Below are 24,149 nucleotides of genomic sequence, written 5' to 3' on the forward strand. Positions count from 1 at the left end.
ATGAAAGCAATGGTTTTATTTAGTGGGGGCATCGATAGTACGACTTGTCTAGCCCTTGCCATAGAAAAGTTCGGCAAGAAAAATGTAATTCCCTTATCCATTACCTATGGTCAAAAGCATAGCAAAGAATTAGCTGCTTCCAAGAGTATTTTAAGCTACTATGAGCTAGAAGGTATGGACCTTGATTTAACACCTATGTTTACCTATAGTGACTGCTCTCTTCTAAGCCATTCTAAGGAGGAGATTCCTCTAACTTCTTATGCTGAGCAACTTGAGCTTACTAATGGTAAGCCAGTATCGACTTATGTCCCTTTTAGAAATGGGCTTTTTCTATCTTCAGCTGCAAGTATTGCTTTAGCTAAAGGTTGCTCCTCTATTTACTATGGCGCTCATAGCGATGATGCTGCTGGTAATGCTTATCCTGATTGTAGTCAAACTTTTAATGAGGCCATTAATAGGGCTATCTATGAAGGTAGTGGCAAAGCCTTACAAGTAGTGGCTCCCTTTGTTGGTCTTACTAAAGCTGATGTTGTTAGTGAGGGATTACGCCTTAATGTTCCTTATCACCTCACCTGGAGCTGCTATGAGGGGCATACTACGCCTTGCCGAGAGTGTGGCACTTGTATTGATCGTGAAAAAGCTTTTAAGTTAAATGGCCTTATAGAGCCTTTACTTCAAGAATAAAAAGCAAAAAAAATATAGCGAGAATTCAACTGAACTCCCGCTATATTACTCAAAAAGTACTTACTATTGCCTTGGTAATCTTTCAGTAATGATATCCACTCTCTACTTATAAGCTTATAGGTTTCTTTTCTTCAAAATTAGTTGCCATTGTCCATTCTACCGCGGTTCCATTCTTCAAACAAAAGATTTGAAGCAGCACATCAATTCCATTTTCCTTCCATGCTTGTAGAAATTTTCTAGAAGGGTGATTAAAGATTTCATTCTTTAACTTTTCATCATTTACTTGCTCTAAGATACCTGAAACTCTTATTTGACTACCTTGTCCTTGAAAGCATAATTCTGCTTTGGGATTTTCCATTACTTGTTTAAATAAGTCTTTGGTAGATGCTGTATGAAATATAATCCCCTCTTCATCAGCTCTAAATAAAAGCATTCCTCTTACTCTTGGTTGGTCCCCATCCATTGTTGCCAAATGAAAAACCGGATTTTCATTCATTAATTTAAATATGTTCTCTTTTACCATCTATGTATCTCTCCTTTAAAAATGATAGGATTATTATACGTATAAAAGATAAAATACACTTTCAAAATAAATGCAATTACTATCACAAAACAACTACTTTTCTATATAGTATTTATCATATGCCTTAATTATTATATGTATGGCGATATTCAGAAGGTGTCACGCCCACTAACCTACTAAACTTTGATGAAAAATGGGCACTACTGCTAAAACCACATCTCATAGCTATTTCAGTAATAGGTATCTCTTTTCTTCTAAGAAGTTTTTTCGATTTTTCTACTCTTGTTTCTATCAAATATTCGATGGGCGTCAAGTGGATCTCCTTTTTAAAAATACGATTAAAGCTTGAGGCTGACATACTCCCTAGCTGCGCCAACTGTTTCACTGTTATGCCTTCACTAAAATGCTCTTCTATATAATGCTGTGCACGGGCTACTGCATAATGAGAGGATATTGCCCTTACATCATAATTTTCTCCCATAAGACTTCTTATTAACCAATGAGTGATAATAGTCGTTTGTGCCTCCAATGTTATGTCTGAATTTTTCATTCTTTTACTGTATTCAAAAGCAAATGTATTTAAGGCTTTCAAAATATCTTGACATATTGCAAACTGCTTCCAATTGAAATATGGTTTCTCATCTGTATACCTTTTGTATTGTTCCTCAAAATAAACTTTCTCAATTAAGATACAGTAATAATGAACAAACTTTTCTCCTTGCTCTTGGTGAGGTATATATGGCGATACTGCAGTAGCAACATAATGATTTTCTTTGATTTCAATAACAGGTTGCACCATCTCAAGAGAAAAATCAATAATAAACATATAGGAAGGGTGCGTATGATTAGGTTTAATGGCATATTGACATGCCCCTGTACTTGGAATAAATAATCCCATTTTATGATGTACATAACAGTCTACATGTTTTAAATCTTCTTGTGTTACACTTTCACCGATTAATTTCTGAACTAGTTTAAAGTCGTCCATCATTATCTGTCCCTTCTATAGTGTATTGATTTATTTTTATATATTTTAATTTTCATTTTATTCTAATATCTATTACTTCAACCGTCAAATATAAATTTATTCTTTGTGTCTATCCTGGATTATAGTAACTCGTCTTTCCTTTCACCATAGTTCTTTAATGAGCATATAAAATAGACGAAGTTTCTAACTCCGTCTATTTCACAACCTATCCTCTATAGCCATTCACTACTTAATAGCCATCTTAGAAATTACCTCTATTATGTCCCACAATATGTTTTATACCCACAAGTAAATGACTCAGGTACTACTGTATAATCATCATTCAGATTTTGATAATCATAAAGGTTCTGAAGTGCTCTTACCAGAGATTCTAGAGGTCTATAATCCTGATTCTTAACGGCATGTTCTAACGCCTCTTCAACTCTATGATTTCTAGGTATTATTGTAGGATTATTTCTCTCCATCAAGCTTCTTGCTTCCTCTAAAGATTCCTTTTGACCCCCCAGACGTTGTTGCCACAAACTAAACCATTGTTCAAATTCCTGAGAAGCTGTAAGTTTAGAAGGCTTCATCTGGTCTAATGTCAATTCGCGAAACGTATTGGTATAATCTGCATTGTACTTTTGCATTAAACCTAGAAGCGCTTCGATTAAAGATTGATCCATCTCATTTTCATGAAATAAACCAAGTTTGCTTCTCATTCCCTCATACCAAAAACTATGATATAAGGTGAAAAACTGATTTACTTCTTTTTCTGCAAGTTTAACGGCTTCTGCTTGGTCTTCATGTAATAATGGTAGTAAGGCTTCTGCAAATCTAGCTAAATTCCATGCAGCCATTTTAGGTTGATTCTGATAAGCATATCTCCCATTAGTATCAATGGAACTAAACACCGTATCAGGATTATAGCTATCCATAAATGCACAAGGCCCATAGTCAATGGTTTCTCCGCTAATTGTCATATTGTCTGTATTCATTACACCATGAATAAACCCAACCAATTGCCACTTTGCAATTAATTCTGCTTGTCTTCTTACTACTTCTTGAAGTAAATACATATAAGGTGCTGCTTTAGATATGCCCTCTTTAAAATGTCTCTCTAAGGTATAATCAGCTAAAGCCTTTAGCTCTTCTTTAGTCTGAAACTGATTTGCATATTGAAAAGTACCTACTCTGATATGGCTTTTAGCCACTCTCACCAAGATAGCCCCCGGTAAACTCGTTTCTCTCATAATGGTTTCACCAGTCGTTAATACTGCCAGACTTCTTGTAGTCGGAATGCCTAACCCTTTCATCCCCTCACTGATTATATATTCACGTAGCATAGGGCCAAGTGTTGCTTTTCCATCTCCTCGTCTTGAATAGGGTGTTCTTCCTGAACCCTTGAGTTGAATATCAAATCGTTCTTCTTTTGTTAGATACTCTCCTAAAAGAATGGCTCTTCCATCTCCTAGCATGGTAAAATATCCAAATTGATGGCCTGCATAAGCCTGTGCAATTGGTGTTGTTCCTTGTAAAACCTTGTTACCGGCTAAAACTTCCACCCCTTCTTTACTTTTAAAAAAATCTATATCTAAACCCATTTTTTCTGCAAGATTTTCATTCCACAGAATTAGCTGTGGTGATGGCACTTTACTTGGAGATTGCCTTGAGAAAAATGCTTCCGGTAAAGTTATATACGTATTTTCTAGCATTTTACATTTAGTTTCTACAAATTGTTCTTCCATAATATCTTCCTCCTTACTTTTTATTATTTATTTGCATCATATGATTTCATTTTTAGTCTCTTCATAACTCTAATTATTATACAACACCATTTTACTTATCTTATCAATAGTAACTAAAAAAGGACTGTCATTTAGATCTCCTATTTCACAAAACATAGCCCTACACAAATAAATGCTTAACCTATACTTTGTAATAGAAGAAAATTTAGCAACAGCCCTATTTCTCTATTTATTTTATTTATAATACCTTGCTTAAGAAAAGCTTCGTTCTTTCTTCTTTAGGTGCATCAAATATATCCTTTGGTACGCCTTCTTCAATAATCTTACCTTGATCCATAAATAAAAGTCTTGTACCTACTTCTTTTGCAAAGCCCATTTCATGCGTTACAATCATCATAGTCATACCTTCATCAGCTAGTTCCTTAATAACGTCTAATACCTCATTAACCATTTCAGGATCTAAGGCAGAAGTTGGTTCATCAAATAACATCACTTCTGGTTTCATCGCTAAGGCTCTTGCAATAGCTATTCTTTGCTTTTGTCCACCAGATAATTTATTAGGATATTCACTGGCTTTCTCTCTTAGTCCTACTTTTTCTAAGAGGCTATATGCTAATTTCTCTGCTTCTTCCTTCTCCATCTTTTTAATCTTCATAGGTGCTAATGTAATATTATCAAGCACTGTCATATGGGGAAAAAGGTTGAAATGCTGGAACACCATTCCTATTTTTTGACGTATTTCATTAATATCTACCTTAGGATCAGTAATGTCGACTTCATCAACTAAAACCTGCCCACTTGTGACTTCTTCCATTTGATTAATACATCTTAAATACGTAGATTTCCCAGAACCAGATGGACCGATAATAACAACTACCTCACCCTTATTAATAGAGTCATTAATTCCTTGTAATACCTTTAAATCTCCGAAACTTTTATGTAAGTCTACTACCTTAATCATTTTCAGCCCTCCTTATTTGCTCACGTTAACCTTTTTCTCTATTTGCCTCATAAATACTGTCAGTAAGCTAGTAATGATAAAATAGCATACACCCACGATTAATAATGGTTGTAGAGGATTAAAGGTTCGACTTGTAATAATATTTTGAGCCTTCATTAAATCTAGCCCTCCAATAAATCCAATAATAGCTGTCTCTTTAATCAGGATAATAAATTCACTAACAAAAGCAGGAAGCATTTGAATAAATGCTTGTGGGAAGATAATATATCTCATTGTTTGCCCATAACCTAAGCCTAATGAACGTCCAGCTTCCATTTGTCCTTTATCAATCCCTTGTATTCCTGCTCTAATAAGCTCAGCCATATAAGCCCCACTATTAATACCAAAAGCAATACCGCCTACCCAAATACGGTCAATACTTGAGGTAGCAAATACAACATTCCACATCAGCACAATTTGAAGTACAGACGGTGTTCCCCTAATTATGTAAATATAAGCTCTTGTAATCCATTTTAAAAATTTCATTACATAATATAAAAAAGCTCTTAAAACACCAACTTTTTTAGGCAATACACAAATCTGAGTCAGTGCAACAAAAATACCTATCAAAAGTCCTAAAATGAGGGCAATCGCTGTTAGACCAAGTGTCCACTGTAAGCCTTGCCATATCAGTTCATAATATTTTTCTTGAAAAAAGGTCTGATAAAACGACACGGTTTGTTGACCGAATATGTTAATAAAGAAGTTTTCCATTCTTATACCTCAACTTTCATTATTATGTTGTCTATTTATAATATAACATTAGTTCATTGTCAAGTCTAATAATTTAGAAAATATTTTCATACTATAAAAGGGACAGTCCTTATTCTGAACAGTCCCTTTGTTTGTAGAGCTCCATTAACTATAAAACTTATTCTGCTTTACCAAAATACTTTTCGTAAATAGTATCGTATTCACCACTAGCTTTAAGATCATCTAACGCTTTATTCATTTCATCTACTAATGCTTGATCGCCTTTTTTAATGGCGATTGCATATTCTTCTTCCACAAATGGTGCTTCTATAATTTTAAGATCATCTTTACCTGCTATCATTTTCTTAGCTGGTTCCTCATCAATAACTACTGCGTCTACTTTTCCATTTTGAAGATCTGCTACTGCTTGAGTACCTTTGTCAAGACGAATCACTTCTACACCCTCTACAGCACTAATAGCTAAATCTCCAGTTGTACCTAGTTGTACTCCTACTGTTTTACCTACAAGGTTATCTACTGTACTTATTTCTGTATTGTCTGCTTTTACAATAATAACTTGTTTAGATTTAAAATAAGTTTGAGTAAAATCTGCTTGTTTTTTACGTTCATCATCTACTGTTAATCCAGCTGCAACAAAATCAATCTTATCACTTCCTAATGCCAAAAGTAATGAATCGAATGCCATATCTTCAATTTTTAATTCTTTTCCCATTTTGTCTGCGATAGCTTTAGCAATATCTACATCAAAACCAACTATATCTGTTCCTTCACGATATTCAAAAGGTTCAAATTCTGCATTAGTTCCCATTACAAGTACTTTACTATCTTTTGAGCTACCACAACCAACAAATAACCCCATTGTTAATACACTTATACCTATTAAACTTACTACTTTAAATAATTTACTTTGTTTCATTATATAATCCCCCTCTATGTGATTTAATAAAATAATCTATTTCCTGTTTGATATGAATAATTATACACATTCAAGTATTAATAGTCAATCTATATTTTTATTTTTTTATACTTTAATGAAAATATTCTCTGATCAAAATTAGGACGAGCCCTTGATATTTAATATTTTCTTACTTTTATCCACAATTTTATAAACATCTAGTAAACATAAAATTAAATAGACTTATTTATTTTTTGTGGATAATGTGTATAACTTTGTGCATAAGTTGAAAATACTATGCTATTTTAAGAGCATAAATGTGGACACGCTGTTTATGGAAACACTTAAGTGAATACTTTATGTTAAAAACTATACATTTCGCGTTTGATTTTATACCACATTTTAACAATATTGTCCTAAATTGTTTATTTATAAAAATACATTTTAAATTGTATAATCAACCACTGCTCTACTAGTTGCCACTTGTCTTACTAATTGATTTGCTACCACTAAGTGCTTTTCATGTGCTTGGTAATAATCTAAAGCTGATGCATCTACGAATTCTGAGTAAAGTACTACGTCATAAGCTGCTGGTGAAGCATTAAAATTAAGACCTACTTCTATTTCAAGAAGTCCCTCTATCTGACCCTTAAGTCCCTCTAGCTGTTCTTTAATCTTATGCATTACTTCTTCTTTTGTCCCATGTACTTCATGTTCTGCTACTTGCCACATTACAATATGTTTGACCATTTTATGACCTCGTTTCTTATTAATCATTTTTCATTATACTAGTCTCCTTATAGCTTCTCAACATATTTATTCATAATATTTATAAATAATCTTAATCGTAGATAAATTTTTTCGATAGCTCCACGATGATGACAAAATATATCGCCGAGGCATAACGCCCCGGCGTAAGCTACGAAGACTGGCACAGTTATAACTCTTTTTTTAAGTAGACCATATCCACAAGCTGTACCCCATTTTCAAACATTGGGTGGTCGTAATTGTCAGTAAAAAAGTTATGAACCCTGTGTGAAAGATGAAAACCATTTTTTCCATAAAATTGCATCATAGAAGGAACATCGCCCGTTCCGACAATCATAGTTTTATATTTATCTTTGTAAAATGCCCCAATATATTGAATCAGCTTACTGCCATATCCCATACCGTGCCACTTTTCGTATGTTGCTATATTTTTAAGCTCGCATATATCACAGCTCTCTCTTGTGACAACACATACACTTCTGAGTTCATTATCATACAAGGCAAACAACTCTCCACGCTCAAGATATTTGTCTATCATGGATTCCGACTCATCTGCAAGCAACAGTAAATCAAGAAACTGTTTTTTATTCTCATTTATCATTTTAATTTCCACGGAATACCCCCTAACTCATTTACTTTATATCAATAATACTCATAAATCTGCTACATGGGCTTTAAATTTTTATTGAGCCTTTCTACCATCCAGGAAAAGCGTTTGGCACGCCCTGCGTCTGTCTTTGCATCAAGATATGCCCGTGTATAAGTTTTCTGAACGGCTGGAGACATCGACATGAAATTGGAGTAGGCAGGATCAAAGCCTTTTAACATGGCGGCTATGAGCGTAATCTGTTCTTCCGTAATAGCTGCTGGCTTTGCAATGTTCCACTGTCCATTTTGCTTGGCTTCTTCAATTTTGCGCCTGCCATGGTCGGTCATGATTCCCCGTTGCTCCAGTTGCTTTACTAATGCCTTATTCTTCTCTGACCACTTACTATTATCTCTGCGTAAAGAAAAATATTTTTTATATGTCTTGTCATCAATGCTTTGCATCTGCCCGTCAATCCATCCAAAACAAAGTGCTTCCTCAAGCGCGTCACTAGCGGTTATTGTTTCCGGGCCACCTGCCTTGCCAAATAGCAGCCAAATGCCGTCACTAGATAGGCAATGTACTGATAGCCATTTTCTAAATTCCTCCCGATTAATAAATTGCATGATTTGACCCATAGTCCCCTCCTTCATTTCACCTTCTTTGTCAAAAACCCACTTAAATAAATTTAAATTTGTCAGTTTCACATATGCTCACTATGTTTACTTTAAAGCTTAGTAAAAGAATGAGTTTTTACATGTTCACCAAAAAAAGTAAGCCTTAGTGCTTCAAAAAATACGGAGCAGAATTTCGGAAGGTAATCCTTATCCTCTCATTTCTGCTCCGTAATATTCCTCATAAATACTCAAACAAATACTATTGATAATGTTCTTTTACTATAAAACTCTTAAGCCGTTTTTACATGTGCACCTTTATTAAACTTTTTGCTATTCTTCCAAGATACCCAAAGTGGACCAGCTAAACATACTGAAGAGAAGCAACCACTTAAAACACCCATCATCATAGGAAGTGCAAAAACTTTAATAGATTCAATACCAAAAACATAAGCAAAAATGTACATAATCAAAACACTAATACTTGTTGTTACACTGGTATTAATAGAACGTGTTAAGGTTTGTGTTAAACTGTCATCCATTAGTACTTCCATATTCTTACTATTAAGTGCCATATTCTCACGGATACGGTCATAAATAACAACAGTATCATTAATTGAGTAACCGATAATAGTGAGGGCTACTGCTATGAAGTTGGTATCCAGTGGAATTCTTAAAACAACGAATGTAAAGAAAATGACTAATATATCATGTCCCAAAGCTACAAGTGCCATAGCTCCAGCTGATAAACCACCAATCTTCTTAAAACGAACCCAAACATAAACAACAATTAATGCAAGTGCTATCACCAAAGACATGATTGATCTAATAAGAGTTTCTTTACCGATATAAGGCTCTACCATATAAGATTCTGATAGCTCTAATTTATTAGCTGCATAAGCTTTGTCTAAAGCTTCATCTAATTTAACTTGGTCTTTTGCATTTAAGCTATCTGTACCAGCTAAGCTTAAAACAATCTTTTGTTGTTTATTTCCTAAATCCTCTGTGATCTGTCCTGTTACATTTCTATTTAAGGTACTTGTTGCAAGTCTAGATACATCTTCTACATTTAAGTCGCCTGTATAAGTATAAGTAAGCATTGCTCCACCTTTAAAGGTTGTATCTAATGCTATCCCATTAATGAAACAACTTACAATACCAATAACCATTAATACAATAGAAATACTGTAAAGTCCCCATCTCTTCTTGTAAAAAGGAATCGTTTTTCTTTCCTTTGGTAAATGGTAAAGCTTGATATTTCTAAACGCTTTGAAATTAATTAAAGAAAGTAATAACTTATGAGTTGTATAGATACCAGCTATGAAGTTAAGTACAATTCCGACTAATAGTGTATAACCAAAAGATAGCATTGTTCCTGAACCTAATGCCATTAGAATAATGGCTACAATAGCTGTTGTAATATTACCATCAAATACAGAAGCAAAAGCTCTACTATAACCTGATTTAAGCGCTAATGGTAAAGATTTTCCTGACCTTAATTCCTCTCCAATACGCTCATTAATGATAACGTTAGCATCTACCCCCATACCTAGGGATAAGATAATACCTGCTATACCTGGTAAGGTTAAAGTAAATTGTGGCACAGAAAGAGCTAAAATCTGCACCGCTAACTGCAGCGTTAAAGCAATACAACTTATAAAGCCTGGTAATCTATAAAAGACAAGCATAAATAAACAAATAAGTGCAAACGCTGTTATACCTGCCATAACCATTACTTTTAGGGCCCCACTTCCAAGGCTTGGGCTAATCGTGTTATGGCTTGTAGCAGTCATAGAGAATGGTAGTGCACCTGAACTAATTTTCTCTGCTAAGTCTTGTGCCTGATCTAGGGTAAATGTACCCTCGATAACGCCTTCCCCTCCTGAAATCTTCTGATTTACCATAGGTCCAGAAATATAAGTTTCATCCATAAAAATGAAAAGTTGTTGACCAATCAGTTTTGCCGTTGCTTCTTCAAAAAGCTTTGCGCCTTCTGCATTAAATACTAACTGTACCATATACTGATTGGTTTGTTGATTCATTACAGCACGGCTACTTTTTACATCCTTACCTTCGATAAGAATATTACCTTCACTATCTCTAAAGGTTAGCCTAGCTGTTTCACCTAATTCAGATATAGCTTTTTCAGGGTTAAACTCTGCTTCATCAGACTTCCATGGGAATCTTACAATGATTCTACCATTTTTCTTATCAATTGTTACTTCTCTATCTAGTATGTTCTTATTATCTAATCTTGTTTCAATAACACTTCTAGCTGCATTAAGCTCATCTGAGGTTGCTGCTCTGTCTAAATCAACAGGTTCGTAGATAGCTTCTACACCACCTCTAATATCAATACCAAAACGCATTTCTTTAGCTCCTTTAACATGAGGAGCTCCAAATACAGCTAATATTAATAATCCTATAATAATGGCTACAATAATAAAAAACGTATATTTTTTTGCCTTCACTTTCATTTCCTCCTATAATTTAAAATGTTGTTATAAGAGGAATATTTCTCCTTGGTCCGTCCTTGTTATAAATATAATTTAAAACCCTTCTTCGAGTAGTATGTATACATATCAGTGTAACTAAGCAAACAAACATTTGATAAAGTACCCGCTGTAACATCTTGAGATAATCTAATAATGCAAGGCACTCCTCATAACTTGTAAGCTCATTAAGAATGAGTTCTTCATCTAGATGCTGCTCCACAAACTCATTGACTTTCTTAGGCATCAGTCCTAATAAATGATTTGGTGACATCATTCCTACATCATAAAGCGCACGCTTAGTTGTGGTTTCATAAGGCACTTGTGTAGGTTGTTCTTTTTTAGCAACCATATCTGGTGTTAGGCGCATAAAGAGGAGTATCACACAGATACATAGGCCTATATATGCTATTTGGTAGCTTATTCTATTAGCCTTCATGATACTCCTCCTTCTTTTAGTCATTTGAACCTATTATAATACTAATCAAAAAATTTTTATACTATTTATTAAAAAAAATCTTATCATTTTATGTCATATTTTTACTCATTTCAAGCTCAGCGATTTATTTCTTTATTTTTCAAAAAGCTTTCACTTACCTCTTTAAGCTACTTCATCTGAAACTATTAGTAAATGCCCTATTTGAAGTACTATTTGAAGTAAGTCATCTTCCAATAGTGGCGAAGTTCCATTGAACTGATTGTCTTCATCTAAGCTCATGCAGTTATTTCCTACTAAGAACTCTACTGCTTTTAATCCTTTTTCAGATAAGGTATTAGCATCCTTAATTACTACGTTACTCCCTTTAAGTAACTCTATTAAATCTTGTGATTCTAATAGCTTATAAATACTTATGGCTGCTTCTTCTCTAGTAAGGATTTCATCTGACTTTCCTGAAATAAGACCTTGTATAACTGCTTTATTGTAGGTGTCCTCACCTAAAAGCAAATCAATAAAATCTTTTTTGGTAAGGTTAGTAGACTGATTAAGTTCTGCTACCTTATCCTGCAGCGAGATAATCTGGTCATATAACTTTTTATTCTTTTCTAAGTTACTTTTACTCCCTACACTGGTCCAAGCTCCTACCTCTACTACTTCATTTATTAATTGTCCTAGTTCTTTTAGGTCACTTACCTGTGCTGATTTTATCTCTTCTAGTAATTTTACAGTTTCATTATTACTATAACCACACATATAATTAAAGACTGCATTAACTGCTCCACTTAATTCTCCTTGTGGCAAGGTATATTCACTAAAAGCTTTTAAAATATAGCCATCTAAACTTTCTTGTGTTAAAGCATAACTTTGAGTAAAGCTTTCTATGTCTTTATAAGTATTTAAGGTCTTATCAATATAGGGATCCATATAAGTTGATAAGCTAATACCATTCCAGCTTACACTTTCTATGTTAGAATAAACGTTATTTTGATACCTTAGCTGAGCTGTTAAGAATTTATCTGAAATGACGTTCATAAGTGGAAGATACTTACCACTAAAGTCCTTGCTTAAGTTTCCAAATGATGCTGAAAGCATATTATAATTTACCGTTGTATCCATGGCGATTCCTAAATTAGTAGGCACCTCTGGCAAATTAAAATAATTTTGTGTATTAATCCTTTTCTCAGGTAGCCTGCTAATAAATGTATTTAATGCTTTATAAAAGGTGGCTGTATGCGACTCATTACCTGCAAAAACACTCATTAAGTGTGTCCTATTCATAATCTTATCTTGTATTTGTTGTAATTTTGATGTTACCTTGGAAGGTTCTTTTTGTAAAAGAGACTCTACTTCTTTTAAAAAATGATAATAAGCTGTTTGCTTCATATAAACACTATAATTTTGGTCACTTAAGTAAGCTGCAGTATTATATTGATACAAGATATTATAAGGCGATCCATTAAAATAGTCTTTGTAATAAGACTGAGCTGTTTTTACATAACTTAGCAGCTCATCTGTTTGTGTAAAATCTGTTTCTAAGAGTAATTCTTCTAATAAATTAGCAGACTTACTAGATTCACCAATAAGTCCTAACCACGATACATCTAAAATAGGCCTATAAGTAAAATCAGTCTTGGCATTTGCCCATGTATCTGTAGTGCAGCGGAAGTTATGCAGATACATACTTTTTAGTGTGCTTAATTCATCAATGGAGTGCTTAGTAGTACTTATCTCCCCTATAAGATTTGCATAAAGCTGTAAATAGTGCAGATCTTCTACAGCTACTCCTGATGTATCAAACATTAAATCTGCTAGAAAAGTATCTCCCACATCTGCGTTAGCACTTAAATATCTCACACCATTATCCGTAACATCTTTAATACTATATTCTTTAAGTTCTATGGGTAAATCTTTGATGCTTACTGCTTGCAATTCTTTTATATGTTCTTTAGAGTCTTCCTTTGCATTCCAATTATTAAAACTAGCCGTTTCTGATATTAATTTTGCTACTTCTTCTTTAGTCATACTTGCTTCCTTAGCTGCCAGCTGTTTCTTTTGCTGAGCTCTCTTTTGCTCCAATAAACCAGCTTTAGGTACTGTGGCTACTAAAGCTGCATGCTTATTTCCTACAATATATTTCTTTACAAGTTGTTCTAAATAACCATCTGTCATATGGGCCTTAGCATAATCTATATGACTCATATAACTGTTGTAATAGTCATATTCTCCATGAGCCGCCCAATACTGTGCCGCTGCTACTGCAATATTGACACCCAGATGACTTCCTTCTGTTACTAAAGCATTATTAAATTCAGTATTAGCAATAATCATTTCTAATACTGTCTCATCAAAGCCTTTAGTAACTAAAGCTTTCATACTTTCATCCACGATACGTCCTAAAACTTCTTTTTTACTAGGAGAGGTATTAGCCACACTAAAAACTAATACTGGCTGAGGTAAACTATCTTCATAATAAACTTCTAAAGTATTTCCTATATTAGCTCTTTTAAAGGCCTTCTGTACAATAGAACTACCTTGATTTAAGTATTCGGCAATAATAGACATTCCCACTCTATCAGTTTGGGATATATCCGTCATTGCATACGCATAACTGATAATGCTCTCATCAGTGGTGGCATTTTCACCTGCAGGAAAATCATAGGTCTTATTAGCTACTGTTGTAAAAGGCTTTTCATCTTTATAGTCTACTGTAATGGCCTTTTTATCATATTGGGAGAGATAGTTTTCATCTAACAATTTTAAGAAACTACGATAATCTATATCCCCATAAAGTACAATTAAAGCATTTGAAGGATGATAGTAAGTCTCATGTACTTTTAATACGTCTTCGTAAGTTAATGTAGGTATGGCTTCTGGCGTACCTACAGACGCATTACTCATTGTGCCGTTTGGGAATAATGCTTTTAAGCAATTACGTACTTCAGCATTTTCTATGCCATCTGTACTTCCTTGCATTTCGCTATAAATAATTCCTGTTAAATTAAGAGGTGCCCCTTCATTTTCTTTCTCATATCTCCACGCTTCTCTTTTAAAGAGATTAGGTTCTTTATAAATGAATGGATTAAACACACAATCCATATACACATCTGCTAATTTTAAAAGCTGTGCTTCGCTCATAGAAGCTACAGGATAGCTGGTCATTGTATTAGTCGTAAAAGCATTAATATAACTACAATAGGTTTGATTGCTTATATTAAAGAATACATCCTTGAAGGGATACTTTTGGGATCCTGCTGTACTTACATGCTCTAGTACATGGTTAACACCTGTATTATCGTTTGCTGGTGTTTTAAAACTAATGTCAAAAGCTCTATTTTTATCAGCGTTTTTTATGTACAATAATTTAGCTCCTGATTTCACATGTTCAAATAAAACTGTTTGTCCATTAACAATTTCCATTTTCCCCTTTTCTAAAGCTTTAAAACCTGATACCACTTCCCCTATTTGTGGTAAAGTCTTTGAATCATTAACTGCAGCCATTAACGTGGCAGGAGATAAACATCCTATGATTAATGCAGCCACTAATATGAGAGCCCTTACTCTTCTCACTTAATTTCCTCCTCTATCTCTTTTATTTTTTAAATCAACCAATATCCATTATAAGACTTTTTTGCAACTTTTTTCAGTAGTAATTTTTATTTTCAAAATAATTAGTCGTATTTCATATATTTCCTATTGTATCTCCATCTCATATTAGTCATTTTACCTTTATGCCATAAATTTAAAATAACTATTTAGCCATCATCAAAAAAGTAGCTCCATACCCTATTCAAATAGAAATGAAATAAAACTTTTTTATCTACAGAAAAAGGACCTAAGCTTGTGAAGAGCTTAAGTCCTTTTCATATAATGTAGATTACGCTAATACTTCTTTAGCCACTTCTACTACGTGTTCTACTGTAAAGCCATTTTTCTTAAAGATTAAACCAGCAGGTGCTGATTCTCCAAAGTGATCCATTGAAATGACTTGTCCTTCAAGACCAGTATATCTATGCCATCCAAATGAAGAAAGTGCTTCTACTGCTACTCTCTTCGTTTTGTTTGGAGGTAAAATCGCATCTTTGTATGCTTTTGGTTGTTCTTCGAAAACATCCATTGATGGCATACTTACTGCAGTAGCTTTAATACCTTGTGCTTCTAATTCTTTTACTGCACCTACTACAAGTTGTACTTCTGAACCTGTTGCAATTAAGATGATATCTGCCTCTTTTGGTTCTACTCCTGCTACTACATACGCACCTTTTTTAGCTTCTACACCTGTTTTTGCAAGGTAAGGAAGGTCTTGTCTTGTAAGCACAATAGCTACTGGCTCAGTTTTGCTATTAAGTGCATATTCCCATGCAGCTACTGTTTCTTTTGCATCTGCTGGTCTAAAGGTTACAAGGTTTGGTGTACTACGAAGCATTGCAAGCTGTTCGATTGGTTGGTGAGTTGGTCCGTCTTCACCTACACCAATACTGTCATGAGTGAGCACATAAGTTACTGGTAGTTTCATTAGTGCTGCAAGTCTCATTGGATTCTTCATATAATCACTAAATACAAAGAAAGTAGAGCAGAATGTTTTAAGCCCGCCGTGTACTGCAATACCATTTGCAATAGCACCCATTGCATGTTCACGAATACCAAAGTGAAGATTTCTTCCTGAGTAATCCTCAGCGCTGAAATCTCCTTTTCCGTTCATATAGGTTTTCGTTGATGGTGCAAGGTCAGCTGAACCACCAATCATATTTGGCACAATGTCTGCCATATGATTAATTACTTCAAAGGAAGCTACACGTGTTGCTTTTTTACCAGCTTCATCTGTGTAGTTGTTATAAATATCTAAGCTAATTTCTTCATCAGAATGCCAAGCTTTCCACTCTTTTGCAAGTTCTGGATAAGCTTTTTCATAAGCTGCAAAAAGTTCGTTCCAAGCTACTTCTTTAGCTGCTCCAGCTTTTACAAGCTCTGCCATATGTGCTTTAACATCATCTGCTACGAAGAACTCTTCATTGTGGTGTTCTAAGAAAGCTCTCATTTCTACAATGTTATCTGCTCCTAATGGCTCACCATGAGCTGCTGCTTTACCTTGTTTGTTAGGACAACCATAACCGATTTGTGTTTTAACTTCTATAAAGCTTGGTTTTGATGTATTCGCTTTTGCTTTAGCAATAGCTTCTGAAATAGCTTTAGTATCATTGCCATCTTCTACAAGGAAAGTTTCAAAGCCTTGCGCCTCAAAACGTGCTCTTACATTTTCTCTAAAAGCAATTTGTGTATCACCTTCGATAGTAATGTTATTTGAATCATAAAGTACGATTAATTTACCAAGTCCAAGTGTACCAGCTAATGCTGCAGCTTCATAAGAAATACCTTCCATTAAGCAACCGTCACCAACTAATGCATAGGAATAGTGATCAACAAGGTTAAAACCTTCTTTGTTAAAGTGTGCTGCTAAATGTTTTTCAGCCATAGCCATACCAACTGCTGTAGCAATACCTTGTCCAAGTGGTCCTGTTGTTGTTTCTACACCCACTGTGTGGCCATATTCAGGATGTCCTGGTGTAAGGCTCCCTTCTTGACGGAAGTTTTTAAGATCTTCCATAGTAAGTCCGTACTCAAATAAGTGAAGTAAAGTATAAAGTAATGTTGATCCATGACCTGCTGAAAGTACAAAACGGTCTCTGTTTTCCCATTTTGGATTTTTAGGATTATGATTCATGTGATCAGCCCATAATGTATATGCCATAGGTGCTGAACCCAGTGGTAACCCTGGATGTCCTGAATTTGCCTTTTGAATGGCTTCTGCTGCAAGCACCCTAATGGTATTAATAGTTTTTTGTGATACTGCGTCCATTTCTTCCTCCTTATGATAAACAATGTCTTTCGATTAAACATACAATTCTATTATACTGTTTTTACATGTCCCTGTATATTGTAAATTTACTTGATTTCTTGTATATTTTTAATGAATTTATAGCGCTTTTGCTGTATTCTAGAACAAAGGCGGTGAATTTATGTCTTATATTTATCCCACGGTTGAACGCAATAAGGCGCAGTTTAAGGTTTATTTTTTATATCAGACTCATAAAATTTACCTTGGTGCCTTTCCTTCTTTAGCAATTGCAGAAAGCGTTCTTAGAGAAGCAGAGGCAATCATGTTACTTCCTCCAGGACCTCCAAATTTTCCGGAGTCACACTTAAATTATAAAAAGGTTGTCTGCCTTTGTAATTTAAGAGATCATCATACTTACATTAAAAATCCAATTTACCTCTTTCCTACATACTTTAGTTATTATTTGTCTAAAGATATGATTTTACTCTTTGATTTAAAAGATTTATTTTTCTTTTCTACTTATAAAATTTATAAAAGAGGTAATTATCTTTACACCCAGGATCATATCTCTCAGCAAAATTTATTATCCAGGTTCGATATTCAAAATCATAGCGTTTTAGGTAAAGACTATTACTTTAAAAATAACAATTGTTATGATTTCCGTAGAGAAAACCTAGTCATCATTAACCATTATAAGGGGGTTTCAAAAAAGGAAAAAGGTGCTCAAACCCTTTATATTACTAGTATCTATACAACTAAGAATATCATACTCGGGCATTATGCTTCTGAGATAGAGGCCGCTATTGCTTATAATAAAGGAATTGACCTCCTCAGGGCTAGAGGCATAGAAAAAAACTTTGTGCCTAACGAAATCCCGTTTTTAACCAAAAGTGAGTATAATCAAATCTATGATAAGCTTTCTATCTCGCTTGCATTATTAGAACCACATAATAAGCACAAACGTATTACCTCCAATAAGCTTTATAGAGGCATCTGCAAAGATAAAAATAGCTTTAAAGCACTTATTGGTTATCAGAAAAAACAAATATACCTTGGAAATTATCCTACTGAAAAAAGAGCTGCCCAAGCTTATAATTATGCCTCCTTTTATTTATATGGTAGGCAGGGCTATATCAATCCTATAACGCCTGTTATTTATGACCCTGATACGCCTCGTATAGCGCAGTTGCTTGCTAAACATATCACTTCTAAACAACCTACAACCTAATATAGAAAAGTAAAAGCTACTTATATTGTTTCTTAATACCTTTCAAAGTATAGAAACTGCTATAAGTAGCTTTTCACTAATTTGTTTTAATTTTAATTTCTCCTATGCCACTATCGATAGAAATTTGATTTGGTGCATCATTATTTTCTTTGGTGTCACCAAAGCCTTCGTAAGTTCGATTATTAATAATGGTTTCCCCTATCCCTTTATTAATAGTATAATTATATTCTTTTTCATCCCCTACTAATTCTAAATAAAAACTACCAACACCACCTTCTATAGATGTTTTTCCCTTTAAATCACCTTGTATTTTCACATCCCCGACACCCATTTTTGTATCTGTATCTTGGCTTACAAGGTTATTAATAACGACTTCTCCTACTCCCCCTTTAAGCTCAAACGCATCTGTTACCACATTATCAATATGTGCTTCTCCAATACCCATCTCAATATCCATATGCTCTAATGACTTGTCTTCAGGTATATATAAAGTCATCTTTCCTATTTTAGTATTAAATCCAAATAAAGAAGGATGTTTGGTACTTTGCTTTATGACTAATTCACCCTTTTTGACTTCATAGGAGAATACACCTGCTTTAGCATACGTAGCCTCTAGCTGGTAAGTATCACCTGTTTTAATTTCTAGATCCATTGTATCTATATTTAAAGTAAGCTTATCAAAGTTCTCTAGCTTTTCAGTAATCGTATTAAACTCCTCGCTATCGTAGTTCCTACTTACATAAGTTACGCCATTTACACCAATCTTTACATTATTCCAAGTAACAGAGGTATCAGCACCTGCTACATATGCCCCAAAACATAAAACGCCGCCACTAATAATCAGTCCTATAGCTAAACCTAGTACACTTCTTCCTCTCATTTGACTTACCTCCTTCCATAACTTCTATTTGTAATCAAATCTTTTATACTTCCTAAGAGGAAGACATTCACGAATTTATTAGCATACTTTGTAACAAGCCCCATAATTAGAGCAAAACCAAATATCGCAAGTGCTATACCTATTACGAATAAACCTGTCATAAACTGCCCACCTAAAGTGGCTGCTCCTGCCATTAAACAAACCACTCCAGCTACCGAAAGCACAAAACTCACTATTCCCAAAGCAAAGATAGTCACGTCTATGCCTATTAATACCCCTATTGCCCCAAATAACAAAGGAACAATGACTGGGATGGCAATAATAAGGAGTATAATAACCAACGGAGATGATCCTAGTGATTTAAAGCTGCTCCTGCTTTCTTTATTTTCTTGTAGCTTAATATCATCTAAATTAATTGATCCTGCACCACTAGTGAAATCATTATTAGTTTGATATCCCTTATTACCAAAATCATAACTATTTTCAGATTCCTTAGCCGTAAACTCATTACCATTTTCGGCCTCCCTATTATGAAAGTCTTCCATAATCTGCTTAGCAATTACCCTAGGGTCACCTAACTCCTCAAGCACTCTTTCTTCATTTTCAGCTCCAGCTTCTTCAAAGTATTCCTCATAATACTCTAATGCCGCCTCAGCTTCTTGGTAAGGTAATTTGACAATCCCCGCTCGCAATTCTTTCATAAAATCTGTTCTATTCATTCCTTGATACCCCCTCAAGTACTAAATCTATTTTTTCCTTAAACCCAGTCCATTCTACCTTATAGGTTTGTAGCTTTTCCTTTCCTTCTTCTGTAATCCCGTAATATCTTCTATTTCTCCCCTGAAAAGCTTCATCGTAAGTATTTAAAAGGCCATCCTTTTGTAATCTTCTAAGAACAGGATACAACGTAGATTCTGAAACCTCCATTAACTCTTTTGCTTCCTGTGTTAAACGATAGCCATAGACATCTTCTTTTTCTATAATTGCTAAAATACATGCTTCTAATAAATTCCCACCTAATTGCAATGCCATCTTACCCCTCCTTGCTCTCCTAGGCATACTGTATGCTACATGAGTATTGTGTTGATATCTATAGTATACGCAATATAATATACATTTCAACGTAATATTATGATTTTTAATTATATTCTAATCTTCTAATCTTTTTTTCATAAAAGCAGGGGCCGCTATGTAGGGAAGCTACTGCTAAGTAAGAAGAAACTGCTGAACTATTTTACACCTTGTTACGTTAAAAAATATAAAATGTATTTCTACCAAGTCCGTTAACCTATATTCCTTTTCAAAGTCTTCCATAAGATAAATAAATACTACACGTTGACGAATGCTAATATCTACTCCCTTTAAATCATGAATATATGTGGGCATATCAGCTTATAACAAGAGCTTATTAAACTCCTCCTTATGTGCTTTATCTAGATTTTATTTTTATTTATATATTTTCAGCCACCTTAATAACAATTTTATCCCTAGAGGAATTTTAGTAATAAATCTAATAATTACTCTACTTAATACAAAACGGTGCTGTCATATTAGCTAATGCGACAACACCGTTTCTTGTATATCCTATTTGTATCTGTAATTTTTATACATTTTACAATTAAGCAGCTCACTCTTTTACCTATAATAAGATTTAATCCGCATTGTTCTTATTATCTTGCTCGTACTCTAAATCCACATGCAGTAACTCTCCTAAAAATTTAGCTAGCGATACAATCACTAAAATCATTCCACTTAATACTTCAGCAAAGATAATATATTGCAAAACGCATAGTTTTACTGCTACTTGCTCATAGTTAAATGTAAATATCCTTATAGTATTTTGCATCAGCGCCTTAATAATAGGAACTGAGTCATTCGAGAAATAGATTGAAGCTGCCGTAAACCAACACACTATTTCTATAAAGTTATGTCCTAATAATACAACTGAACGATATGGATTTTGTATACTATACTTATTCTTTATATCATGATTATCCTTGACCATAGCCTTATAAGGATGAAATAAAAGTACATTTATTTGATAAACAATCATCTCAAATATTCTTATAGCACCGTATACTAAAAAAATCTTTTTTAATATACCTAAATCTATATACTGTATAATAAATACTGAACCTATGCTTAATAGAGTATGTACTAAAACCCACTTATCTGAAAACTCTTTTGTATTTTTAAATATATACTTTCTGATTAAACTAAAAGGTAAAATCAGTTCAATACCAATAAAAACACGATACCAAAACTTATAAATGAATCCCATATTATCAAAATAATCTTTCCTAATCTTGTTTCCCATATCATTTCCTCTATCTTTATATTTTATTGTAAGACATATCTAATCTATTAATACAGAATACTTAACTCTATAATTTATTCATCACATCTAACAATACCGCATAACTCTCTACCTCATGATCTCTATCCCTCCCTGCCTCTTCTACTATAATATCCACATGCCTATCTTTCCCATGAAGTTTTTTTCTTCGAAATAGTTGGCAGTTGCTTTGCTAGGTCTGCCATAAAACTTCTTCTTAATATCAGTTTGAAGTTCTGCTACGTACTTCTTGTAACTTTCACTAGAAACAATTATAAACTTATTCACACTATGTACCTCTATTTAAGGATATGTACTGGCCAATTCGACAGCATGATAAGTATATAGTTATAATTTATCATATTATACAACTATTTTTAATATTTAAATTAATTATTTTTTAGTTTTTTCTATATTTCTACCAAAAGACTATTTAGTTTAGCATCAATATTATTGTATGATAAAATTATTACCTAGAAATTCAGTAGATGCTAGATAAAAAATAATTCTTTGGATGATTTCGGGAAACTCTTAGACATAATTGCTAAGGGTATCTGTTTGATAGTTATTTTTTGCCCAGTAGTAGCCAAGGCGGGAGAGTATGTGGATTGGTGGAGGGTGCCTTGGAAATAAGCTTAGTAGCTCTTAACGAAGTAGACCTTATGGGTTTTAGGCTGAATGTTTGAGCGCTAGCGAGTTCTCAGCCGTTCATAAGGGCTACGAGTTTAGAGTTACTTAGCGAATTGAGACAGCAACCGTAACCAATACACATACTCGGACGACTTGGCGGTACCTTGGCAATACCCTAGCCTTACCCTATTCTCCCTTACTATCTCCACGCTTAGAAAACTTTCTTATATTTTTTTTAAATTTTATTAGGGACTTATCATTCTCGTGGCATATATATAAATGTAAAAGTAAATAAAGTAACTTCCTCGGCAAAATTACCACAGCTTCAATCTGAGGAACTGACCGGGTCAGCCAAGTCTCAATCTATTGTTATAGGTACCTCTGGACTTAAGGAAAATGTTCACTGATGCACTGCAAGGAAGGCGCCATATATAAGTTACACAAAAGCTTTTACACCGCTATACAAATAAAGTTTTAGACCAGAGTCTTAAAGCCTTAGCTTCCTCATCATAAGGGTGCACCGGCTAAGACTTTTAAGAGCCCCTCACTCTTCGTTTAAACTTTCATAGCTTATACCTGTGGCCTCTTTAAGTGCAAAGCGTACTGAGGAGCTACCCTTATGCCCTGTTTCAGCTATTGGTATAGGTTATATAAGTGAATAACAAGAGTCTGGCACATAACAAAAGCCACCCCTTTAGATTTTTTTAAAGGGGTGGCTTTTGCTATATGATAAATATCTATAGAAACTTCAAATTCAACTCTTTTATTTCTTATTAAGCCTTAGGCTCTTCTTTATCTCTTTTAATATATAATTGATTTTGTCCTAATTGATAAAAATGATAAATACCTTTTTCCTCTTTTTGCTCCTTAACAGGTTTAATAGTCCCCTGTACATAAGCTTCTAATTCTGGTTTATTAATAGACATGCCCACTAATAAATGTAGATACTGCTCATAAATAGAAAGTTCATATGCTTCTAAGGTGAGAAGTCCTGCCATAGAGAGCTCTGGTGTAATCTCAATAAGTTCCACACTTTTGTTTGCTTTAATACCATATTTGATTGTAAAAGCGCCAATACCATTTATTTCTTTAAGCAGCTTTTTATTATAACGATTAAGACGTGTTAGCATAGTCTTAGATAAGCTGTCAGAAATCTTTAGATGACAAGTTTTATCTTCATCATTTAATTCTTCTACTGGGTCATATATATATGCTTTTTCATCTTCATCGACAATACAAAGAAAAGTTATGATGCGGCTATACTTAGTAATAGGTTGCAGAATAAAGCTATCTGCTCCTTCATCTACTTCTAAGATAAAGTCTGCCAAATCTTCTTTATTATAAACAGCCATCTGCTCAGTTCGGTCTGTATATTGCTTAATAAACCTAAATGGCATTTCTAAATTCTCCATTTGAGAAAAAGCTTGCTGCTTATTATCTTGATAATAAACCTTAGGCACTGGAATATCTAGAAATTCTAAAATATCCTGTACATTTTTAAAATGGCAAAGGTCTTTCATTGTTTCCTTATTTGGATAAGTTTTTGCATGGAGTTTAACATTTAACTCGAAATCTAATTTCGTATTAAAAATAAGAACATCACATCTTAAACTTAGCTTTTGAATACTTTCATTGGTAATAGCTGATATAATGTGTTCATTTGCCAATTGGGAGCCTATACACCCCACTTTAGGATCTAACAGACTTGTTCTTATACCCACCTTAGCAGCTTCAATACAAAGCATTAAAGCTGAAGTTCCTCCTCCAACTATACCTATTTGCTTAATACCATTAAAGTTCATCTCTTTATCTC

The 24,149-nt window shown here is 34.0% G+C and carries 21 protein-coding genes; 2 read left to right on the top strand and 19 right to left on the bottom strand.

The genetic code is table 11. From position 1 onward, the window contains the following. A complete protein-coding gene (queC, locus tag EKH84_RS20915) occupies positions 1-684 on the top strand; it encodes a 7-cyano-7-deazaguanine synthase QueC (protein ID WP_127067803.1) in 684 nt (227 codons plus the stop codon). 106 nt (positions 685-790) lie between these two features. Here the strand turns inward: queC and EKH84_RS20920 are convergent, their stop codons facing one another. The 13 genes from EKH84_RS20920 to tkt form a co-directional block, all read right to left on the bottom strand. After that, positions 791-1,207 (bottom strand): pyridoxamine 5'-phosphate oxidase family protein, encoded by a 417-nt coding sequence (locus EKH84_RS20920; protein WP_127067804.1) that lies wholly within the window; start codon positions 1,205-1,207, stop codon positions 791-793. Positions 1,208-1,331: 124 nt separating this feature from the next. Then, the gene (locus EKH84_RS20925) at positions 1,332-2,198 is read right to left on the bottom strand and encodes an AraC family transcriptional regulator (protein WP_127067805.1); all 867 of its coding nucleotides are present in this window, start codon (positions 2,196-2,198) and stop codon (positions 1,332-1,334) included. Between the two features lie 254 nt (positions 2,199-2,452). Next, positions 2,453-3,922, bottom strand: a complete 1,470-nt coding sequence (locus EKH84_RS20930) for a protein adenylyltransferase SelO (RefSeq protein ID WP_127067806.1) — start codon at positions 3,920-3,922, stop codon at positions 2,453-2,455. Positions 3,923-4,160: 238 nt separating this feature from the next. Beyond that, the gene (locus EKH84_RS20935; protein WP_127067807.1) at positions 4,161-4,883 is read right to left on the bottom strand and encodes an amino acid ABC transporter ATP-binding protein; all 723 of its coding nucleotides are present in this window, start codon (positions 4,881-4,883) and stop codon (positions 4,161-4,163) included. Positions 4,884-4,895: 12 nt separating this feature from the next. Further along, a complete protein-coding gene (locus EKH84_RS20940) occupies positions 4,896-5,636 on the bottom strand; it encodes an amino acid ABC transporter permease (RefSeq protein WP_127067808.1) in 741 nt (246 codons plus the stop codon). 157 nt (positions 5,637-5,793) lie between these two features. Further along, positions 5,794-6,552, bottom strand: coding sequence for a basic amino acid ABC transporter substrate-binding protein (locus EKH84_RS20945; RefSeq protein ID WP_127067809.1), 759 nt, complete (start codon positions 6,550-6,552; stop codon positions 5,794-5,796). A 423-nt stretch (positions 6,553-6,975) separates the two neighbouring features. Next, positions 6,976-7,281 (bottom strand): Dabb family protein, encoded by a 306-nt coding sequence (locus EKH84_RS20950; RefSeq protein WP_127067810.1) that lies wholly within the window; start codon positions 7,279-7,281, stop codon positions 6,976-6,978. A gap of 187 nt (positions 7,282-7,468) precedes the next feature. Next, positions 7,469-7,912, bottom strand: a complete 444-nt coding sequence (locus EKH84_RS20955; protein WP_127067811.1) for a GNAT family N-acetyltransferase — start codon at positions 7,910-7,912, stop codon at positions 7,469-7,471. Positions 7,913-7,962: 50 nt separating this feature from the next. Beyond that, a complete protein-coding gene (locus EKH84_RS20960) occupies positions 7,963-8,523 on the bottom strand; it encodes a YdeI/OmpD-associated family protein (protein ID WP_013658438.1) in 561 nt (186 codons plus the stop codon). Between the two features lie 269 nt (positions 8,524-8,792). Next, positions 8,793-10,976 carry a protein translocase subunit SecD gene (gene secD / locus EKH84_RS20965; protein WP_442861332.1) on the bottom strand — a complete coding sequence of 728 codons (2,184 nt, stop codon included), beginning with the start codon at positions 10,974-10,976 and terminating at the stop codon, positions 8,793-8,795. A 13-nt stretch (positions 10,977-10,989) separates the two neighbouring features. Beyond that, positions 10,990-11,430 carry a hypothetical protein gene (locus tag EKH84_RS20970; RefSeq protein WP_127067813.1) on the bottom strand — a complete coding sequence of 147 codons (441 nt, stop codon included), beginning with the start codon at positions 11,428-11,430 and terminating at the stop codon, positions 10,990-10,992. 162 nt (positions 11,431-11,592) lie between these two features. After that, the gene (locus EKH84_RS20975) at positions 11,593-14,997 is read right to left on the bottom strand and encodes an insulinase family protein (RefSeq protein ID WP_127067814.1); all 3,405 of its coding nucleotides are present in this window, start codon (positions 14,995-14,997) and stop codon (positions 11,593-11,595) included. A gap of 307 nt (positions 14,998-15,304) precedes the next feature. Further along, a complete protein-coding gene (gene tkt, locus EKH84_RS20980; RefSeq protein WP_127067815.1) occupies positions 15,305-17,284 on the bottom strand; it encodes a transketolase in 1,980 nt (659 codons plus the stop codon). Positions 17,285-17,444: 160 nt separating this feature from the next. Between tkt and EKH84_RS20985 the strand changes: the two genes are divergently transcribed. After that, on the top strand, positions 17,445-18,491 hold the full coding sequence (locus tag EKH84_RS20985; protein WP_127067816.1) for a hypothetical protein: 1,047 nt from the start codon (positions 17,445-17,447) through the stop codon (positions 18,489-18,491). 76 nt (positions 18,492-18,567) lie between these two features. Here the strand turns inward: EKH84_RS20985 and EKH84_RS20990 are convergent, their stop codons facing one another. From EKH84_RS20990 to EKH84_RS21010, 6 genes are all read right to left on the bottom strand, one after another. Then, positions 18,568-19,371 carry a DUF4097 family beta strand repeat-containing protein gene (locus tag EKH84_RS20990; RefSeq protein WP_127067817.1) on the bottom strand — a complete coding sequence of 268 codons (804 nt, stop codon included), beginning with the start codon at positions 19,369-19,371 and terminating at the stop codon, positions 18,568-18,570. Between the two features lie 5 nt (positions 19,372-19,376). Continuing rightward, positions 19,377-20,090: a DUF1700 domain-containing protein gene (locus EKH84_RS20995; protein WP_127067818.1), complete on the bottom strand. Its 714-nt coding sequence runs from the start codon at positions 20,088-20,090 to the stop codon at positions 19,377-19,379. Next, on the bottom strand, positions 20,083-20,403 hold the full coding sequence (locus EKH84_RS21000; RefSeq protein ID WP_013658446.1) for a PadR family transcriptional regulator: 321 nt from the start codon (positions 20,401-20,403) through the stop codon (positions 20,083-20,085). Before EKH84_RS21000 ends, EKH84_RS20995 begins: the two co-directional genes overlap by 8 nt. 619 nt (positions 20,404-21,022) lie before the next feature. Beyond that, a complete protein-coding gene (locus tag EKH84_RS21005) occupies positions 21,023-21,688 on the bottom strand; it encodes a hypothetical protein (protein ID WP_127067819.1) in 666 nt (221 codons plus the stop codon). A gap of 144 nt (positions 21,689-21,832) precedes the next feature. Beyond that, positions 21,833-21,994, bottom strand: a complete 162-nt coding sequence (locus tag EKH84_RS22305; RefSeq protein WP_190283421.1) for a hypothetical protein — start codon at positions 21,992-21,994, stop codon at positions 21,833-21,835. 1,115 nt (positions 21,995-23,109) lie between these two features. Then, the gene (locus tag EKH84_RS21010; protein ID WP_013658449.1) at positions 23,110-24,138 is read right to left on the bottom strand and encodes an ATP-grasp domain-containing protein; all 1,029 of its coding nucleotides are present in this window, start codon (positions 24,136-24,138) and stop codon (positions 23,110-23,112) included. Positions 24,139-24,149: the final 11 nt, after the last annotated feature.

It is taken from the genome of Cellulosilyticum sp. WCF-2 (genome assembly GCF_003990395.1).
GTDB classification, from domain to species: Bacteria; Bacillota; Clostridia; order Lachnospirales; family Cellulosilyticaceae; genus Cellulosilyticum; species Cellulosilyticum lentocellum.

What these genes read in the sequence shown, in the direction of transcription:
- queC (WP_127067803.1), top strand. Translation starts at nt 1, where the DNA reads ATGAAAGCAATGGTTTTATTTAGTGGGGGCATCGATAGTACGACTTGT.
- EKH84_RS20920 (WP_127067804.1), bottom strand. Translation starts at nt 1,207, where the DNA reads ATGGTAAAAGAGAACATATTTAAATTAATGAATGAAAATCCGGTTTTT.
- EKH84_RS20925 (WP_127067805.1), bottom strand. Translation starts at nt 2,198, where the DNA reads ATGATGGACGACTTTAAACTAGTTCAGAAATTAATCGGTGAAAGTGTA.
- EKH84_RS20930 (WP_127067806.1), bottom strand. Translation starts at nt 3,922, where the DNA reads ATGGAAGAACAATTTGTAGAAACTAAATGTAAAATGCTAGAAAATACG.
- EKH84_RS20935 (WP_127067807.1), bottom strand. Translation starts at nt 4,883, where the DNA reads ATGATTAAGGTAGTAGACTTACATAAAAGTTTCGGAGATTTAAAGGTA.
- EKH84_RS20940 (WP_127067808.1), bottom strand. Translation starts at nt 5,636, where the DNA reads ATGGAAAACTTCTTTATTAACATATTCGGTCAACAAACCGTGTCGTTT.
- EKH84_RS20945 (WP_127067809.1), bottom strand. Translation starts at nt 6,552, where the DNA reads ATGAAACAAAGTAAATTATTTAAAGTAGTAAGTTTAATAGGTATAAGT.
- EKH84_RS20950 (WP_127067810.1), bottom strand. Translation starts at nt 7,281, where the DNA reads ATGGTCAAACATATTGTAATGTGGCAAGTAGCAGAACATGAAGTACAT.
- EKH84_RS20960 (WP_013658438.1), bottom strand. Translation starts at nt 8,523, where the DNA reads ATGGGTCAAATCATGCAATTTATTAATCGGGAGGAATTTAGAAAATGG.
- secD (WP_442861332.1), bottom strand. Translation starts at nt 10,976, where the DNA reads ATGAAAGTGAAGGCAAAAAAATATACGTTTTTTATTATTGTAGCCATT.
- EKH84_RS20970 (WP_127067813.1), bottom strand. Translation starts at nt 11,430, where the DNA reads ATGAAGGCTAATAGAATAAGCTACCAAATAGCATATATAGGCCTATGT.
- tkt (WP_127067815.1), bottom strand. Translation starts at nt 17,284, where the DNA reads ATGGACGCAGTATCACAAAAAACTATTAATACCATTAGGGTGCTTGCA.
- EKH84_RS20985 (WP_127067816.1), top strand. Translation starts at nt 17,445, where the DNA reads ATGTCTTATATTTATCCCACGGTTGAACGCAATAAGGCGCAGTTTAAG.
- EKH84_RS20990 (WP_127067817.1), bottom strand. Translation starts at nt 19,371, where the DNA reads ATGAGAGGAAGAAGTGTACTAGGTTTAGCTATAGGACTGATTATTAGT.
- EKH84_RS20995 (WP_127067818.1), bottom strand. Translation starts at nt 20,090, where the DNA reads ATGAATAGAACAGATTTTATGAAAGAATTGCGAGCGGGGATTGTCAAA.
- EKH84_RS21000 (WP_013658446.1), bottom strand. Translation starts at nt 20,403, where the DNA reads ATGGCATTGCAATTAGGTGGGAATTTATTAGAAGCATGTATTTTAGCA.
- EKH84_RS21005 (WP_127067819.1), bottom strand. Translation starts at nt 21,688, where the DNA reads ATGGGAAACAAGATTAGGAAAGATTATTTTGATAATATGGGATTCATT.
- EKH84_RS21010 (WP_013658449.1), bottom strand. Translation starts at nt 24,138, where the DNA reads ATGAACTTTAATGGTATTAAGCAAATAGGTATAGTTGGAGGAGGAACT.